Source organism: Bradyrhizobium sp. HKCCYLRH3099, assembly GCF_051167855.1.
Classification (GTDB): domain Bacteria; phylum Pseudomonadota; class Alphaproteobacteria; order Rhizobiales; family Xanthobacteraceae; genus Bradyrhizobium.
In genome coordinates this window covers 45624-62582 of sequence record NZ_JBNPTW010000024.1, presented here as the reverse complement: position 1 = coordinate 62582, position 16959 = coordinate 45624, and the positions used below count along the sequence as shown (strand labels likewise).

The window sequence follows — 16959 nt, the reverse complement described above, 5'->3', positions numbered from 1 at the left end:
GATGACGGCGGCATGCGTTTCTACGCGATCGCATCATTCTCAAGACGCTCGTCGGCGTCATCGCACCGAAGCGCCGTGTAGTCGTCTCGGATCAGGGCCTGTCGAACCAGGTCTTCCACTGCGGTACGGCAGTGGCGAAGGTGCCGCGATGGCTGGTCGGACCGGTCGAGACGGCTTCCACCTTGGGGTTGCCGGCGCCGATCGCCTGCTGATAGGTCATCGCCAGCCGGCCGAGGCCCGTCGAGATCGCCTCGTCGGTCTCGCCGTAATAGTTGCGCACCGGGCTCTTGATGATCCAGCGATAGGCCTGCGCCTGCGCCACCAGCCGGCCGTAGGCCGATGCCGCGAAATACTGCGCGTCGAAATAGTCCGGCTTCAGCAGCTTGTGCAGATCGGTCGGGACGTCGGCGACGTTGAACGGCTCGCGCAGATAGGCCTTGCGCGCGACATCGTAATAGCTGTCGCTGATCACCGAACGCGCCAGTCCGGGCACGCCATAATAGTTCTCGAACGCGAAGGCGGAGAGGATGAACAGCGAGTTGACCCAGGCCGCGTCGTTCTTGCGCGGGAAGCTGAGGAAGCCGTTCAGAGCCACGAAGACGTCGACCGGCGCACTGGCGGTCGCCGCGGCGGCCACCGTCTCGCCAGCGCTTTCGAGCTTTTCCAGAAACGCCATCGTGACGAAGCCGCCCTGCGACCAGCCGGCGATCGACAGCCTGGTCGCGGTGAGATGCAGGTCGTTGAGCACGGCGCGGCTGGCGAGCAGCATGTCATAGGTTGCCTGCTGGTGGCTCGCCTTCACCATGTAGCCTTCCGGCTCGGTCGAAGTCCCCATGCCGAAATAGTCGGCGCCGATCAGCAGATGGCCTTGCCCGGCAAACTGTGCGATCATCAGCTGCGTCTCCGGCGACTGCTCGGGGAACGACGGCACCTCCTGTTTTCCGTAGACGGTGCCGTGCTGATAGGACACCAGCGGCAGGCTGGTCTCGCTGATGTCAGGCACCGCCAGCAGTCCCGTGGCGCGGATCGGCTTGTTGCCGCGCTCGGGGATCACGGACGAATAGGTCACGCGGTACAGCCGCACGGCGTTCACGGCCGGCGTATAGGTGACCTGGACGCCGGCGAATTTCGGCGTGTCGACGGTCAGGATCTTGTTGAGCCGCTCCACGTCCCAGCGCGCCAGAAATTCATAGGAGACGTCCGACGTGACGCGCACGACGCCCTTGTCCTGAGCGCGGCTCGCTGCGGGCACGATCAGGAGGAGAGCAAGAAGGATGAGACGAATGGCCATGAGGACTCCCGTGGATCGGCCGCCAGTTGCATCGGAGTCCTGTGCTACAGATTGCGTGTAAACATTCGGTGCGATCCGCCGCATCTCGGGGCTGGCGGGGCGCTTAAGCCTTCTTCAAGCCTCCCGGCCTATCTCTCGACCAGGAGTGCGCCCCGCGTGGCGCCGGGCGAGGTCCTGATGGCCGACAATTCCGCTGCCGCGATTCCCTTACAGCGCCGTGGCGTACCGTTCGGCCTGTTCGCCGTCTGCTTCGCGCTCGCCTGCATCAATGCCGCGTTCTTCCCCGCCGGCCTGTTTTCCGGGATCTGGATCTGGGGCGCGGATGGGCTGGGCATCCCGACCGACTTCGTCAACGTCTGGGCCGCCGGCAAGCTCGCGCTGCAGGGCCATCCTGCGCTCGCCTGGGACTGGGACGTGCAGCGGAGGATCGAGCTCGACCTGCTCGGGCAGGATTTTCCCGGCTACTTCGCCTGGCACTATCCGCCGCCATTCCTGTTCGTCGCGGCGTTCCTGGCGCAGTTTCCCTACGTCACGGCCTTCGCCGGCTGGGCCTATGCAAGCTTCATCCCCTATGCGCTCGCGATGCGCGCCATCGTCGGCCGCGGCTTCGGCCTGCTGCTGGCGGCCGGCTTTCCGGCGCTGTTTTCCAACATGCTGGTCGGGCAGAACGGATGCCTGACTGCCGCGCTCGTCGGCGGCACGCTTTATCTGCTGCCGGTGCGGCCGGTGCTGGCCGGAATCTGCCTCGGCCTGCTGACCTACAAGCCGCAATATGGTCTGCTTTTCCCGATCGTGCTGATCGCCACGCAGCGCTGGACGACATTCATCTCTGCGAGCGTCACCGCGATCCTGCTCGCGCTCGTCTCCCTGCTGGCGTTCGGCATCGACAGCTGGCAGGCTTTCGTCCACTGGCTGCCGATGTTCTCACAGGCGTTCCTGACCGAGGGCAAGGCGACCTGGTGGAAACTGCAGAGCCTGTTCTCGATGGTGCGCTATTTCGGCGGCTCCGAATCGCTCGGCTGGGCCTTCCAATGGGTGCTGACCGCCGGCGTCGCCGTCGTGCTGGTGACGCTGTGGCGCAGCCCGGTGCGCTATTCGCTCAAGGCGGCCGCGCTCGCCGTCGGTCTCCTGCTGACGACGCCTTATCTGTTCATGTACGACATGATGGTTCAGGCCATCGCGGTGGCCTGGCTGGTGCGGATCGGGCTCGCCGAGGGTTTCCGCCGCTATGAACTGCCGGCGCTCGGGGTCATCGCAGCCCTTCAGATCACCTTCATGATGACCGGCATCCCGCTCGGTCTTGCCGCCAATCTGATCATGGCCGCGCTGGTGCTGGCGCGGGCCGGATCGTGGTGGCGGCGGCAGCCGGCCACCGCCGAAATTGCCCTCGCGCCCGCCTGATCAGGTCCGCAGCCGAAGCAGCGGAACCACTTCCCGCTTGCGTTCTTATCTGAACAGGTGTTCAGTTCTTCCGAGCGTTTGCGAGGACTTTCCTCCAAAAACACTGAACCAGCGTTCGCCGGGAGACCTGGACGAGCGCGTCCGGGGACTGGAAACGTCATGGTCTATCGGCGAACCCATCAAGTCGTGAAACGGCTGGCGGCCCGCCGCAGCGCGATTCTGGCCGCCGCGCGCGAAGCCGCAGCCGAAGGCGGCATGTCGGCCGTGCAGATCGCCCCCGTGGCGGTCCGGGCCAATGTCGCAGCCGGCACCGTCTACCGCTACTTTCCCTCCAAGGCCGACCTGATCTCGGAGCTGATCGCCGAAGTGTCGCGCGACGAGCTCGCCGCCGTCCGTCGCGCCGCCGATGCCGCGCCGGGGCCGTCTTCGGCACTGGCTGCCGCTGTCTCGACCGTCGCCGTCCACGTCCTGTCCCAGCGCAAGCTCGCCTGGGGCATCCTGGCCGAGCCGGTCGACGTCGATGTCAGCGCCTCGCGGATCGCGAGCCGTCGCGAGATCGTCGGCGAGATCGCCTCCCGGATCGATGCCGCGGTTCGCGCCGGTCATCTCCCGGCGCAGGACACCCAGCTCGCCGCCACGGCTCTGCTCGGCGCGCTGCACGAGGCGCTGGTGGGGCCGCTGGCTCCCGACACTCTCGACGATGCCGCCAAGCTTCGCGACACCGTCCAGGCGGTGACCCTGCTGGCGCTGCGCGCGGTCGGCGTCATGGACGCGCGCGCCCGCGGCCTCGTCGTCCAGGCCGTGCTGCCGGTCAGGAGCCTGGTCGGGGCGTAGAATATGATGTGATTCCGCGGAATCGCATCAAGGCAGCTTCGCGCGTGTCCGATGCCGCAGCGCGCGACTTTGAGATATGACGCGCTGCCACCCTCCCCTGGAGGGGGAGGGTCGGATCATAGGCGCGACGCGCCTGTGAGCCGGGGTGGGGTGATCTCTCCGCTTGCACCGGTTTCCGCGGCTTCACCCCACCCCGCTCGCCCGCTTCGCGTGCGATCGATCCTTCCCCTCTAGGGCAGGGCTATCGCATGTGGAAATTCCAGGCTGTCGCGACGAACGATCCTGCAAGTTAGTTACTCCGTCATGCCCGGGCTTGTCCCGGGCATCCACGTCGTTCTCAGCATGCCGGCCGACGTGGATGGCCGGGACAAGCCCGGTCATGACGACGTGGAGAGAGACGAGCACAAAACGGCGATCGCCACATGCGATTGCCCTGCCCTCTAGGGGAGGGTGAGACTGAGATCGCGGCGCCTGCTGTCGTCCTCGCCGGGAAGGTAGGGCTGAGAGCATGATGCGTTTCCACTCAATTGCAACAAGCTCTCGTCGGTGTGCGAAGGCATCGATGCGCGCCCGCGTTTAAGCAAGGATTCACCCGCTCCGGCGATGGTAAGGACGGCGCGCGCAGCAGCGCGCCTTGCCTCAATCCGGGTGCTTCCTCAGCCGATGCCGATCGCACGCAAGCCTCTGGCGACGTCGCTGGTCATCGCCGGATCGGTAGTGGCCGGCGCCCTCTATGCCTACTTCATTGGCGAAGACATCAACTGGGACTGGCAGAACTATCACGACTATGCCGGCTTCTCGCTGGTCAACGGCCGCTTCGATGTCGACGTCGCGCCCGGTGGTTTCCAGAGCTTCCTCAATCCGCTGATCTATCTGTTGCCCTACGTCGTCAGGCATTCATTGCCTGCGCCGTGGTGGGGCATCGCGCTCGGCGCGCTGCACGGGCTCAATCTCGCTGCGGTGTATTGGGTCACACGGGTTTTGCTGCAGCGGAGCGCCGATGCGGTCACGCTCGGTGCGGCACTGCTCATCGCAGCGCTCAGTCCGATGGCGCTGTCCGAGGTCGGCACGAGCTTTGCGGATATCGTCACGACGATCCCGATCCTCGCCGCGCTCGCGCTGATGTTCGAGCGCGACGACAATGAGGTGCGCGCACGCCATCTTCTCCTCGCGGGCCTTCTCATCGGCGCGGCCACCGGATTGAAGCTCACCAATGCGACGTTCCTGATCGGCGCCGGCGTCTCGCTGCTGCTGGTGGCGCGGCCGCTGCGCGCTGTCGTCACGTTCGGCGCGGCCAGCGCGGCCGGCGTGATCGTGACCGCAGGGCCTTGGGCATGGAAGATGGCGCGCGATTTCGGCAGTCCGCTGTTTCCGTTTTACAATACGATCTTTCGCTCGCCGGAAGCGCCGCTGGCCTCGATCGTCGACACGCGCTTCATGCCGCAGGGGCTGCTCGATGCGCTGGCCTACCCGTTCTACTGGGTGGTCGGCATCCATCCGTCGTCGGAATGGTCGTTCCGCGATCCGCGCTTCGCGATTGTCATCGTGCTGCTGATCGCGCTGGTCGCGACCGGCGTCTTGCAGAAGCGCGAGGTGCTGGCGCTGCGCGAGCGGCGCCTGATCATCTTCTTCTGGGTCAGCTATGTCCTGTGGATGCTGGCCTTCTCGATCCAGCGCTATCTGATGCCGCTTGAATTGCTGGCGGCGCCGCTGATCGTGCTGCTGCTCATTCGGCTCGTCGAGGCGTGGCGCGGGCGAACGGTTGCATTCCCATCGCCGCGCATGATGCAGGCCGTGACGATCGCGACCGCGCTCGCGATCGCAATGGCCTCGCAGCCGACCGACTGGATGCGGCGGCCGTGGTCGGATCCCTATCGGCCGCAACTGGCCGAGCCGCTGCAACAGCCGGCGACGTTCCTGCTGCTGCAGAAGCCGCTCGGCTACGTCACCTCGTTCGTGCCCCGAGGCTCGCGCGTCTATCAGTTGTCCGAACTGGTGGTGCCGATTGTCCCGGGGGGAATCCTCGACCGCCGTGTCCGCGATGGCCTCGCCGCGCCGCTCCCGGGCGGCATATGGGCGCTGTATTATGCGGACAGCCCAGCCGATAATCCGCCGCGGCTCGATGTGCTCGGCGACTACGATCTCAAGCTCGACGCTTCAAGAACCTGCGAACGCATTCAAGCTGCAGATGGTACCGACATCATGGCCTGTCCGGTGATCTCGGCCGCGGGACCCGCGGCGTCGACCGCGGGCCTCAAGCCGGATCACGGCGCCAACTGATCGTCAGATCTGGGCGTCGCTCGACGGCCCGACATAGGCGATGCGCACCATGTTGGTGGTGCCGGGCGTGCCGAGCGGAACGCCGGCGACGACGATGACGCGCTGGCCGGCGCGCACGAAGCCGTCGCGGAAGGCGATCGAGCCGGCGCGCTCGACCATGTCATCCTGGTCGCGTGCGTCCTCGGCCACCACGCAATGCACGCCCCACACCACCGAGAGCCGGCGTCCTGTGGCCAAGTTCGGCGTGATCGCGACCACCGGCGGCTTGGCCCGCTCGCGGGCGACGCGCACGGCGGTCGATCCGGACGAGGTCCAGCAGATGATCGCGGGAAGGTCGAGATTTTCGGCGATCCGACGCGCGGCTTCCGCGATCGCGTCGCCGGCGGTCGATTCCGGCTCGGGACGCTGGGCCGCGATCACCGAGCGATAGACGGCATCGCGTTCGACCTCCTCGCCGATGCGGTTCATGGTCGACACCGCCTCGACCGGAAATTTGCCGGCCGCGGATTCGGCCGACAGCATGATCGCGTCGGCGCCCTCATACACCGCGGTGGCGACGTCGGAGACCTCGGCGCGGGTCGGCACCGGCGACTGGATCATCGATTCCAGCATCTGCGTCGCAACCACCACAGGCTTGCCGGCACGGCGCGCCATCCGCGTCATCTGCTTCTGCAGGCCGGGGACGCGCTCGAGCGGCAGCTCGACGCCGAGATCGCCGCGCGCCACCATTAGGGCATCCGAGACGTCGACGATGTCGTTCAGCCGCTCGATCGCCTGCGGCTTCTCGATCTTAGACATCACGGCGGCGCGGCCGCGGATGATCTTCTTGGCCTCCAGCACGTCGTCGGCGCGCTGCACGAAGGACAGCGCGATCCAGTCGACGCCGGTGTTCAAGGCGGCATCGAGGTCGGCGCGGTCCTTCGGCGTCATCGCCGAGACCGGCAGGTCGGTGTCCGGCAGGCTGACGCCCTTGCGGTCCGACATCTTGCCGCCGATGACGACGCGTGTGACGGCCCGGGTGGGGGTGGTCTCCTCGGCGATCAGGCGGACCTTGCCGTCGTCCAGCAGCAGCGCGTGGCCGGGCTGCAGGGCGGCGAGAATCTCCGGGTGCGGCAGATACACCCGCGTCGCATCGCCCGGCGTCTTGTCGGAATCGAGCACGAAGCTCTGGCCGTTGTTCAACTGAACGGGGCCTCCGGCGAAGGTGCCGAGCCTGAGCTTCGGTCCCTGCAGGTCGACCAGGATGCCGATCGGACGGCCGTAGCTGGACTCGACGGCGCGGATCGTCGCCACCATCTCCCGCAGCTTGTCGTGCGGGGTGTGGCTCATGTTGATGCGGAAAATGTCGGCCCCGGCCTCGAACAGCTTGCGGATCATCGCGCTGTCCGAAGAGGCCGGGCCGAGCGTGGCGAGGATCTTGATGCGGCGCAGTCGCCTCATGGCTTCGGCGCTTGCCCCGGCGGCAGCGCCGGTACCGCCGCGGGCGGCGCTCCTTGGGGTCCGTTGGGCAGGCCCGGCATGTTGCCGCCAGGCCCTAGCGTCCCGGGAATGCCGGGCACGCGCTGCTGCGCCGGCTGCTCATTGGCCTCGGTCAGCTGCACCGTCCAGGCGCGCTGGTCGCCGGTGTCGACCTCGAAGAAGCCGGTGCGGTCGAAGCCGCGGGCGAGGCAGTTGTCGGTGCCCTTGATGGTGAATTCCTTGTCGCGCGAGCACATGAAGGCCTGACCGGACCATTCACCGCCACGGTCATAATCGAGCGCGTAGATGTAATAATAGCGCGCCACCAGGGTGCCCTTGAGCAGGGTCTCGCAGCTGCGTGACGACACGTTCCACCAGCCCTCGGTGGTCCAGCCTTCCGCGTCCTTGTAGCCGAGCGCGATCCCGACCCGGCTCGAGGTGTTGTTGCACAGCCGGAAGTCGGCCGCCGCCGGGCTGGATGACAGACAGAGCGCGGCCAAACCAAGCAGCGAAAGCAGTCCGAGACCGGGACGGCGGGGAATGCGATGCAGGAGAGGGAAGGTTTTGGGGATCATTGCGCGAGGCTATATCCAACATTGATTGATGTCGCGTGACTTGGCTGCGACCGTCCGCGGCGATGGATGGTGAAGACACGCTGCGATCGCGCGCCTCGTCCTCCCGACGGTGCTGCGATATGGCCAAACCCGCGACGAAGCCGCATTATATAGCAGACATCCGTCACAGCGCGGAACAGGGAACAGAGGATGACCATGGACAGCACCACCCGGACCGAGCTCGAAGCCGCCGCCTTCCGCCGGCTGGTCGAGCATTTGAGGACCAGAACCGACGTTCAGAACATCGATCTGATGAATCTGGCCGGTTTCTGCCGCAACTGCCTGTCGAACTGGCTCAAGGATGCCGCCGACGCCAAGGGGGCGCCGATGACCAAGGATGAGAGCCGCGAGGCCGTCTATGGCATGCCCTACGAGGAGTGGAAGACGAAGTACCAGCGCGAGGCCAGCGCCGAGCAGATCGAGACCATGAAGAAGGTGCATCCCGGACATTGAGCCTGCCGGCTTGCCCGCGAATCGGCGGCTGTGCGCGCGCGCCGAAAAACGCAAGCGACGTGGCCGATGTGGGGGTCTTCCGGCGTATCGAGCCCAACAACATGTGAGCGCGCTGTGGATGAGGCCGATGTTGCCTTGACGCAGGGCACGCCAGATTTGAGGGTCGCGCCCAACACGCGCGCTCGGGTTTGACGGGCGCTCTCACCGAACCCGGACACCGAGTTCCACTCAGGAGTATCAGATGGCCACCTCCGCTGCCGCGAAGGACGACGACTCGCCCGCGACCCGCTTTGCCGTAGACCAGCTCAAGTCGATCATCGAGCGCATCGAGCGGCTGGAGGAGGAGAAGAAGGCGATCTCCGAGGACATCAAGGACGTCTACGCCGAGAGCAAGGGCAACGGCTTCGACGTCAAGGCGCTGCGCACGATCATCCGGCTGCGCAAGCAGGATCCGAACGAGCGCCAGGAAGAGGAGAGCATCCTCGAGACCTACATGCAGGCGCTCGGCATGCTCTGAGCGTCCTCCTATCGGCTCGGACGATGCCCCCTCACGGGGGCATTTGTTTTTGGGATGATGTCTTGAAAGAACCGCCGGGCCAGGCCACGCTTTCGCATGGGGCAGCGGTGCCTGCGGCTTCAGCGCAGCGCCGCAGCCTTCATCGTGAAGGATTTGGTTTCGAGCTTGATGATCGCAGGTCCCGTGAACTGGTCATAGCTCAGTCCGGGCGTCGGGTCGGCGGTGAAGCTCATCGCCAGCGTGGTCTGCGGCTTGAGGAAGTAGCTGCGCATCACCGTGAGATCGGCGTCGCCCATCTTGGTCACCGACATCGACGACGATGCGCTGGGCGTCAGCATGATCGCCCGCATCCAGGTCGAATCGGGGCCCTTCGCGGCCGACATGCGCGTCGCCACCGTGACCAGGCCGTCCTGGCTCGAACCGCCCTTGGCAGCGGTCTCAGGGGCAGGCGCAACGCTGCGGGTCGCCGGGCGCGAGTTCTTCACCGGGATCGCCGTCGTCGCCGTGCCATTGCCACGCTCGGCCGGCGCGGGCGCAAAGGCCATCGCCTGCATCAGGCTCGCATTCTCCGGCCGGTCGATCGCCGACAGCGCGCGCCGCGCCGTGATGGCGGCGACCTGCTCGGGCGTCGCCTGCTTCGGCTGGCTCGGATTGTCACCCCAGAAGCCGCGCGAATTGATGATGTCGGCCACGCTCTGCGGGCCGCCCTCGCGCGGCGCGGGATTGATCGCGCTGGTGGTCTCCGGCTTCTGCTCGACCTTGGCGGCGACCGGCTGGGCAGCCGATTGCGCGTCGGCCGAGGCGAGCTGCAGGGCGTTGGCGATCTTGCCGCGGGTGGTGGCAGCCTTGCCGTCCGCCGACTTCTCGGCGTTGCGGCCGTCCTTGTCGGCCGACTTGTCTGTTGCCTTGGCAGAGAGCGCGGCGGTCTGGACCGGCTTGGCGTCGGACTTGCTCTCGCTCTCACCGGACTCTTCGTCATCCTCCGCGGGGCGGCCACGGAACAGCCGCGCGAACAGGTTGGAGCCGCCCGAGGACGCCGAGTCACCGTTGCCGCGCTTCTCGATCTCGGCCTTGGCGAGCTCATAGCCCTTCAGCGGCACGCCATTGCTCGGGACATGGACGGTCTTGCCGTCCGGGAAGACGCGGGCGAGCTGGTCGGCGGTCATGCGCGGCCAGTGACGGATATTGCCGGTGTCCAGATGGACGAAGGGTGAGCCGGAGGTCGGGTAGAAGCCGACGCCGCCGCGCTGCAGGCGCAGGCCAGCGAAGCGGATCTGCTCCAGCGGCACGCCGGGAATGTAGAAATCCATCGCGTGGCCGAGCATGTGCTGGCTGTGACGGGCCACCCCGGAATGCGCCGAGCGACGGCGCAGCATCGAATTGGTGGCGGGCGAGCGATACGACGAGATGATCTGGATCGGCTGCTTGGCGTCGACGTCGCGATAGACTTCCCAGAGGATGTCGAACAGGCGGCGGTCCATGACCGTCTCGTCCTGGGTGCGCCAGTCGCGCAGGAAGTGGTTGAGCTTCTTCAGCGCGTCTTCGTCGTAACGGCCTTCGCGCTTGAAGGTGATCGTCAGGTCTTCGCCGGAATGGGTGTGGTGGAAGGAGAGCGTCTTGGTTTCATTGAGCGCGGCCGCGTCATGCACGGATCCGGCGCCCACCAGCAGCAGCAGAGCCGCCAGCCCGTATTGGCATCCAGCCTTCCAGCTCGCCCGGGTGAGCGAAACAGATTGGCGCGCGAAAACAGACAGCAAGATGCAGCCCACCCCGTCGACGAGCGTTTACTCAGATACCCTCTTGCGGCCCGTCCGGCGGAAGAGAGAGGAAACGCTTACCTAAGGCGGGATGGTTAAGGGATACTCACCGACCCGCCCCCCAATTACCCTTAACATATACTCTTGAGTGTGGCGAAAAAGAGCCATCGAATCGTGGTTGATCATTGTGGTTAACCAAAAGCAAAAAACCTCGCCGGTGGCGTCTCCACCGGCGAGGTCTTTGATCTGAAAACCGAATTCAGCTCGCTTCGAGCGCCGGGATCACCGCGTGAAGACGCGACGGGCAGGGCGTCCGACCGGGGCCGGCGGCGTCGGCTGGCTGCCGCCGCCGAACAGCCGCTCGAAGAAGTTCGGACCGGACGAGCCCGACGAGAAGCTGTTGTCGCTGACGTTGACGTTGCTGGGCAGCGGGCCGCGCGGCCGGGCATAGCTCGGCTGGGCGTGGGCAACGACGTTCTCGAGATCCTTGCCACGGCCGTTCTTCAGGATCGCGATCATCGCCGCGTCACGGCCATAGATGTCCTTGCGGAACTGCAGCTTGCCGGCATCGTCCACAAAGGCGGTCTGGTAGGTGATATTGACCGGGATCGGCGTCGGGAATTTCAGGTCGATCTCGCTGCGGCCGTACATGCCGCGGATCCGCTCGGGCGTGTAGCGCTCGCCAGGCATGGTGATGTTGAGCAGCACCGAGGCGTACTGATCCGGATACTGCACGCGCATGCAGCCATGGCTGAAGGCGCGCTCGTCACGGGCGAACAGGTTCTTGTCCGGCGTGTCGTGCTGATAGACCAGGAACTTGTTCGGGAAGTTGAAGCGGATGCGGCCGAGCGCGTTGGCCTCGCCGGGTGGCTGCGAGATGTGGATCGAGCCGTCGCGAGCGCGCTCGAGCTTCAGGCCCATGCGATCGAGCACGGTCGGGTCCTGCTGCAAGGCCGGCAGATACTCGTTGTAGATGATCGACGGCGGCACGTTCCAGGTCGGGTTGACCGTGATGAACTTCATCGTCTCGCTGAGCAGCGGCGTGGCGTGCTGGCCCGGCTTGCCGGTCACGACGCGGGTGGTCCACACCTGCGCGCCGTTCTGCATCACCTTCAGCGTGTAGTCGGGGATGTTCAGGATGACATAGGCATTGCCGATTGCGGGCGCGCCGAGCTCGCGCGGCAGCCAGCGCCAGCGCTCCATGTTCACCAGGATGGTGTCGATCTGCTTGTCGCGCTTCGGCGTGTTGAGCGCCTTGACGGTGCGGTCGTCGAGCACGCCGGTCGGCTTGAGGTCGACGCTTTCCTGGAACTTGCGGACGGCGGCGGCGACCTTGGCGTCATAACGGATGTCGTCGGCGTTCTCGGTCAGGCCGAGCTTGGCGCGCAGCTTCGGCACGCGCGGATCGGACATCTGGGCCTCGGCCTCCGGCGCGTTCTTGCCGCGGGCCGGGGTGTACTTCAGCGGCTCGCCGTCCTCGATGATGACAGGCGCGCCGTCATGGCCGCCGCGCAGCTCGGCGAGCTTGGCCTTCAGCAGCTTGTAGAGCTTGTGCGGCGGGTTGTAGCTGTCCAGCGCCGCGGAGGCATCCTTGGCGGAGGTGACATTGGCCAGCACCTCGTTGGGGTCGATCGGGTGCTCGGGATATTGAATGTCGGCCGAGACCTGCGACCAGTGCATGCGGCCGCTCTGCGCCTGCCGCGCATAGTCCATCATGCTCTCGGTGAGCCGCAGGTCGGCTTCAGCCAGCGCGTCCGGCGCGGACCCGGCGGCGGCGAAATCCGGCACGGGATAGTCGGCGGGGTTGAGGCCGTCGGACGCCGCATCCTTCAGCCGGGCGATCACGCCCTTGGCGGCGGACGTCAGATTGCCGCTCTGGGTCCAGATCGGCGCATAGTCGCGGGCGGTATAGAACTTCTCCACCGCGGCCCGTTCGACTTTCCGGTCGAAATACTTCGTGCCCTTGGTGGCCACCAGGTCGCGCAGGCGGTCGGCGACGGGCTGGTCGGCGGCGGGAACGCTGCTGGCCGCCTTGACCGGTTCCGACGTAACTGCCGGCGCAGGCGCCGTGGCCGTCGCGGGGGCCGCCGTCGGCGGAGAGGCCATCGTCCTGGTGGGCTCGGTGGCCGGCGCCGCGGCCGAATCGACGGGCTTCGTCACAGGCGCGTCGGCGGGTTTGGTCTGGCTGGGCGAAACGGTTGCGGTCGTATCAGCCTTGAAGTCGGCAGCCGTGGGCGGCGGCACATTCGCCGGCTCGGGAAGCGGAACCGCCGCATCGATCGCCAGCTCGGCCGCATTGGCGCGAGGCGTATCGCCCTGAGCGAGAGCCGAGGTCGCGGACACCGCGAGGAAGGTTGCCGCGACAGCCATCAGCACGCGGTCATATCCGCCACGGGTGGTCACACAATCTCGCATCGTCAATCCCTCGGATGATCTGTCCCGTCAGAGACAGGGTCGGTAACAAGGTCGATCTCTGCCCGTCTGTTCCGGCTCGAGCATCGTCGCTGAGAATGGATCACGCCTGCACGCCACGATTCACGCCCAAACGATACTCACGCCCCACTTCTGCGGCCAGCGCCACACGGGACAACTCACGACAAACTGACTCTTGGGAAACCCCGGCCAAACCGATCGTGCGTTTGTGCCATGCGCTTTTTCCTTTGTCTGTCACCGCAAGGCAACGGTTCAGATGTTCCCGTCTTGCCCCGCCGATGCGGCGTTTTTCGGACCGCAGCGGAGCACCAGAATGGTCGTTCAGCCGAGCGGCGGACTCTCTGTCGCAGGTGTCTCGGCATTGGCCTCGTCGAGCTTACGGTACAAGGTCGAGCGTCCGATTTTGAGACGGCGCGCGACCTCCGACATCTGGCCGCGGTAATGGGCGATGGCAAAGCGGATGATCTCGTGCTCCATCTCCTCGAGCGGACGAACCTCGCCGCTGGCGGTAAGCATGGGAAGAAGACCATGTGAGGGCAGGGGGGCGATGGGCACTTCGCTCGCCGGCACCATCGCGGGCAGCCCGGCTGGGAGCGCGCGCTCGACGGTCAGCGCGGGGGCCGGCTCGACCGGCGGCGCATGTGTCGGAATCAACGGGAAGTCGGCGACGCCGAGCAGGTCGGTCTCGCTCATGACGACAGCGCGATAGACCGCATTTTCGAGCTGGCGGATGTTGCCGGGCCAATCGAGCTTGGTCAGGTAGGCGACCGCGTCGCCGCTGATGCCCGAAACCGGGCGATTCTCCTCGGCGGCGAAACGCGCCAGAAAGTGCCGCAGCAGATGCGGAATGTCCTCGCGGCGCGCGCGCAAGGGCGGAATCGTCAGCGGCAGCACGTGCAGCCGGTAGAACAGGTCCTCGCGGAAATGGCCTTCCTTCACCCGGTCGAGCAGGCGGCGGTTGGTCGCCGAAATGATGCGGACGTCGACCTTGACCGGCTTGCGGCCGCCGACCGCCTCGACGGCGCCCTCCTGCAGCGCGCGCAGGAGCTTCACCTGCGCGGTGAGCGGCAGTTCCGAGACCTCGTCCAGGAACAGCGTGCCGCCATGGGCCTCGACGAACTTGCCGGTGTGACGCTCGGTCGCGCCGGTGAATGCGCCCTTCTCGTGGCCGAACAGGATCGACTCGACGAGGTTGTCCGGGATCGCGCCGCAATTGACCGCGACGAACGGTTTGGTCTTGCGCTCGCTGGTGCCGTGGATGGCGCGGGCGAACAGCTCCTTGCCGACGCCCGATTCGCCCTCGATCAGCACGGGAATGGACGAGGCCGCGGCCTTCTCGGCGATGCGCAGGATCGGCGCCATCGCCTCGGCGCGGGTGATGATGTCGGCGAATGTCAGCCGTCCCTCGCGGCTATGCCGGATGCGCTGCAATTCGCCCTTCAGCGCCGAGGTGTTGAGCGCATTGCGCAGCGACACCTGCAGCCGCTCGATGCCGACCGGCTTGACGACGAAATCCTGTGCGCCCGCGCGCATGGCCGAGACGACGTTGTCGATGCCGCCATGCGCGGTCTGCACGATCACCGGAATCGAGATGCCCGCCTCGCGCATTTTCGAGAGCACCCCCATGCCGTCGAGGCCGGGCATCACCAGGTCGAGCACGATGGCGTCGATGGGGCCGGCATCGGGATTGGTCAGCTTCTCGATGACGGCGTCGCCGGTCTCGACGACGACCGCCTCGTAGCCGCATTTTTGAACCATGTTCTCCACCAGCCGGCGCTGGACCGGATCATCATCGGCAATCAAAATGCTGGCAGCCATGGCTTTCCTTGCACGCTACGACTATCTGTCTCGAATCGGGGCACTCTCGCCGACGCCGATTAACGCAACCTTAAACCTCGCTGATCGGGATAAACGTTCGAACAACAGGTTACCCATCCGATGACCTCGCGCGCCTCTTCCGCTCTTCGCAAGCCGACCAAAGCTGCTCCTCCCTCCAAAGCCGTCAAGGCCAAACTGGCTAACAAGCCGGCCAAGAAGCCTGCTGCCAAAACCTCGAAGCCCGCCGCCGCCAAATCCTTGCGTGGCGCTGCGGCCAAATCGTCTGCCAAGCCGGCGAAGAAGACGGTCGCGGCCAAGAAGGGAATCGGGGCGCTGCCCGAATGGAATCTCGGCGATCTCTATATGGGCATCGACGCGCCGGAGATCGCTCACGATCTCGCGAAGATGGATGCCGAATGCGTCGCGTTTGAGACCGACTACAAGGGCAAGATCGCCGAGCATGTCGCGCGCGAAGATGGCGGCGAATGGCTCGCAGAAGCGGTGCGGCGTTACGAGGCGATCGACGATCTCGCCGGGCGGCTCGGCTCGTTCGCGGGTCTCGCGCACGCCGGCGACAGCGTCGATCCGGCGATTTCCAAATTTTACGGCGACATCTCGGAGCGGCTGACGGCTGCGTCGACTCATCTGCTGTTCTTCGCGCTCGAACTCAACCGCATCGATGACGCCGTGATCGCACGCGCGATGGAGACGCCTGCGCTCGGCCATTACCGGCCGTGGATCGAGGATCTGCGCAAGGACAAGCCGTATCAGCTCGAAGACCGTGTCGAGCAGCTGTTCCACGAGAAGTCGCAGACCGGCTATTCGGCCTGGAACCGGCTGTTCGACCAAACCATCGCAGGTCTGCGCTTCCAGGTCGGGGGCAAGGAGCTCGCGATCGAGCCGACCTTGAACTTCCTGCAGGATCGTGACGGTGCCAAGCGCAAGGCGGCCGCCGAAGCGCTGGCCAAGACCTTCAAGGCCAATGAGCGCACTTTCGCGCTGATCACCAACACGCTCGCCAAGGACAAGGACATCTCCGACCGCTGGCGCGGCTTCCAGGATGTCGCCGACTCACGCCATCTCAACAACCGCGTCGAGCGCGAGGTCGTCGACGCACTGGTGGCCTCGGTCCGCGCGGCCTACCCGAAGCTGTCGCATCGTTATTACAAGCTCAAGGCGCGCTGGTTCAAAAAGAAGAAGCTCGCGCATTGGGATCGCAACGCGCCGCTGCCCTTCGCCGCCAATGCCACGATCGCCTGGCCGGAAGCCAAGAACATGGTGCTGACGGCCTATCGCGGCTTCTCGCCGGAGATGGCCGACATCGCGCAGCGCTTCTTCGATCAGAGCTGGATCGACGCACCGGTGCGTCCTGGCAAGGCGCCGGGCGCGTTCTCGCATCCGACCACGCCGTCGGCGCATCCCTATGTGCTGATGAACTACCAGGGCAAGCCGCGCGACGTGATGACGCTCGCGCACGAGCTCGGCCATGGCGTGCACCAGGTGCTCGCCGCCAAGAACGGCGCGCTGATGGCGCCGACGCCGCTGACGCTCGCCGAGACCGCGAGCGTGTTCGGCGAGATGCTGACCTTCAAGCGGCTGCTGTCGGAGACGAAAGACGCCAGGCAGCGCCAGGCGCTGCTCGCCGGCAAGGTCGAGGACATGATCAACACCGTGGTGCGGCAGATCGCGTTCTATTCCTTCGAGCGCGCGGTGCATACCGAGCGCAAGAACGGCGAGTTGACCGCCGAGCGGCTCGGCCAGCTCTGGCTGTCGGTGCAGACCGAGAGCCTCGGCGAGGCGATCGAGATCAAGCCGGGCTACGAGAACTTCTGGATGTACATCCCGCACTTCATCCATTCGCCGTTCTACGTCTACGCCTATGCGTTCGGCGACTGCCTCGTGAACTCGCTCTATGCCGTCTACGAGCACGCCGCCGACGGTTTCGCCGAGCGCTATCTCGCGATGCTCGCAGCCGGCGGCACCAAGCATTATTCCGAGCTGCTCAAGCCGTTCGGCCTCGACGCCAAGGATCCCAAATTCTGGGACGGCGGCCTGTCGGTCATCGCCGGCATGATCGACGAGCTGGAGGCGATGGGGTAGGAG

The 16959-nt window shown here is 65.9% G+C and carries 12 protein-coding genes; 6 read left to right on the top strand and 6 right to left on the bottom strand.

Going from position 1 to position 16959, the window contains the following annotated elements; genetic code table 11:
- Nucleotides 1–91: 91 nt before the first annotated feature.
- Entirely contained in the window at nucleotides 92–1291 is a 1200-nt protein-coding gene (locus ACQR1Y_RS31575; protein WP_434879925.1) for an acetylxylan esterase, read from the bottom strand.
- Between the two features lie 177 nt (nucleotides 1292–1468).
- Here ACQR1Y_RS31575 and ACQR1Y_RS31570 point away from each other — a divergent pair, with 177 nt between their 5' ends.
- From ACQR1Y_RS31570 to ACQR1Y_RS31560, 3 genes are all read left to right on the top strand, one after another.
- Nucleotides 1469–2692, top strand: a complete 1224-nt coding sequence (locus ACQR1Y_RS31570; RefSeq protein ID WP_434879924.1) for a glycosyltransferase family 87 protein — start codon at nucleotides 1469–1471, stop codon at nucleotides 2690–2692.
- A gap of 159 nt (nucleotides 2693–2851) precedes the next feature.
- Nucleotides 2852–3526 carry a helix-turn-helix domain-containing protein gene (locus ACQR1Y_RS31565; protein WP_434856186.1) on the top strand — a complete coding sequence of 225 codons (675 nt, stop codon included), beginning with the start codon at nucleotides 2852–2854 and terminating at the stop codon, nucleotides 3524–3526.
- 663 nt (nucleotides 3527–4189) lie between these two features.
- Nucleotides 4190–5806 carry a glycosyltransferase family 87 protein gene (locus ACQR1Y_RS31560; protein ID WP_434880033.1) on the top strand — a complete coding sequence of 539 codons (1617 nt, stop codon included), beginning with the start codon at nucleotides 4190–4192 and terminating at the stop codon, nucleotides 5804–5806.
- Nucleotides 5807–5809: 3 nt separating this feature from the next.
- Here ACQR1Y_RS31560 and pyk read toward each other — a convergent pair whose 3' ends face one another.
- Together pyk and ACQR1Y_RS31550 are read right to left on the bottom strand one after the other, a co-directional pair.
- The gene (pyk, locus tag ACQR1Y_RS31555; protein ID WP_434880029.1) at nucleotides 5810–7246 is read right to left on the bottom strand and encodes a pyruvate kinase; all 1437 of its coding nucleotides are present in this window, start codon (nucleotides 7244–7246) and stop codon (nucleotides 5810–5812) included.
- The gene (locus ACQR1Y_RS31550; protein WP_434861195.1) at nucleotides 7243–7839 is read right to left on the bottom strand and encodes a DUF1036 domain-containing protein; all 597 of its coding nucleotides are present in this window, start codon (nucleotides 7837–7839) and stop codon (nucleotides 7243–7245) included. The genes pyk and ACQR1Y_RS31550 overlap by 4 nt, the downstream gene beginning before the upstream one ends.
- A gap of 189 nt (nucleotides 7840–8028) precedes the next feature.
- Here ACQR1Y_RS31550 and ACQR1Y_RS31545 point away from each other — a divergent pair, with 189 nt between their 5' ends.
- Nucleotides 8029–8331 carry a DUF1244 domain-containing protein gene (locus tag ACQR1Y_RS31545; protein ID WP_434880028.1) on the top strand — a complete coding sequence of 101 codons (303 nt, stop codon included), beginning with the start codon at nucleotides 8029–8031 and terminating at the stop codon, nucleotides 8329–8331.
- 241 nt (nucleotides 8332–8572) lie between these two features.
- Nucleotides 8573–8848 carry a DUF2312 domain-containing protein gene (locus tag ACQR1Y_RS31540; protein ID WP_434861193.1) on the top strand — a complete coding sequence of 92 codons (276 nt, stop codon included), beginning with the start codon at nucleotides 8573–8575 and terminating at the stop codon, nucleotides 8846–8848.
- Between the two features lie 119 nt (nucleotides 8849–8967).
- On the opposite strand, the gene ACQR1Y_RS31535 is transcribed toward ACQR1Y_RS31540, so the two are convergent.
- The 3 genes from ACQR1Y_RS31535 to ACQR1Y_RS31525 form a co-directional block, all read right to left on the bottom strand.
- Nucleotides 8968–10605 carry a DUF882 domain-containing protein gene (locus tag ACQR1Y_RS31535; protein WP_434880027.1) on the bottom strand — a complete coding sequence of 546 codons (1638 nt, stop codon included), beginning with the start codon at nucleotides 10603–10605 and terminating at the stop codon, nucleotides 8968–8970.
- Nucleotides 10606–10887: 282 nt separating this feature from the next.
- Nucleotides 10888–12975 (bottom strand): L,D-transpeptidase family protein, encoded by a 2088-nt coding sequence (locus ACQR1Y_RS31530; RefSeq protein ID WP_434880032.1) that lies wholly within the window; start codon nucleotides 12973–12975, stop codon nucleotides 10888–10890.
- A gap of 384 nt (nucleotides 12976–13359) precedes the next feature.
- Nucleotides 13360–14856, bottom strand: coding sequence for a sigma-54-dependent transcriptional regulator (locus ACQR1Y_RS31525; RefSeq protein WP_434861191.1), 1497 nt, complete (start codon nucleotides 14854–14856; stop codon nucleotides 13360–13362).
- A 120-nt stretch (nucleotides 14857–14976) separates the two neighbouring features.
- Between ACQR1Y_RS31525 and ACQR1Y_RS31520 the strand changes: the two genes are divergently transcribed.
- Nucleotides 14977–16956 carry a M3 family oligoendopeptidase gene (locus ACQR1Y_RS31520; protein ID WP_434880026.1) on the top strand — a complete coding sequence of 660 codons (1980 nt, stop codon included), beginning with the start codon at nucleotides 14977–14979 and terminating at the stop codon, nucleotides 16954–16956.
- The last annotated feature ends 3 nt before the right edge of the window (nucleotides 16957–16959 follow it).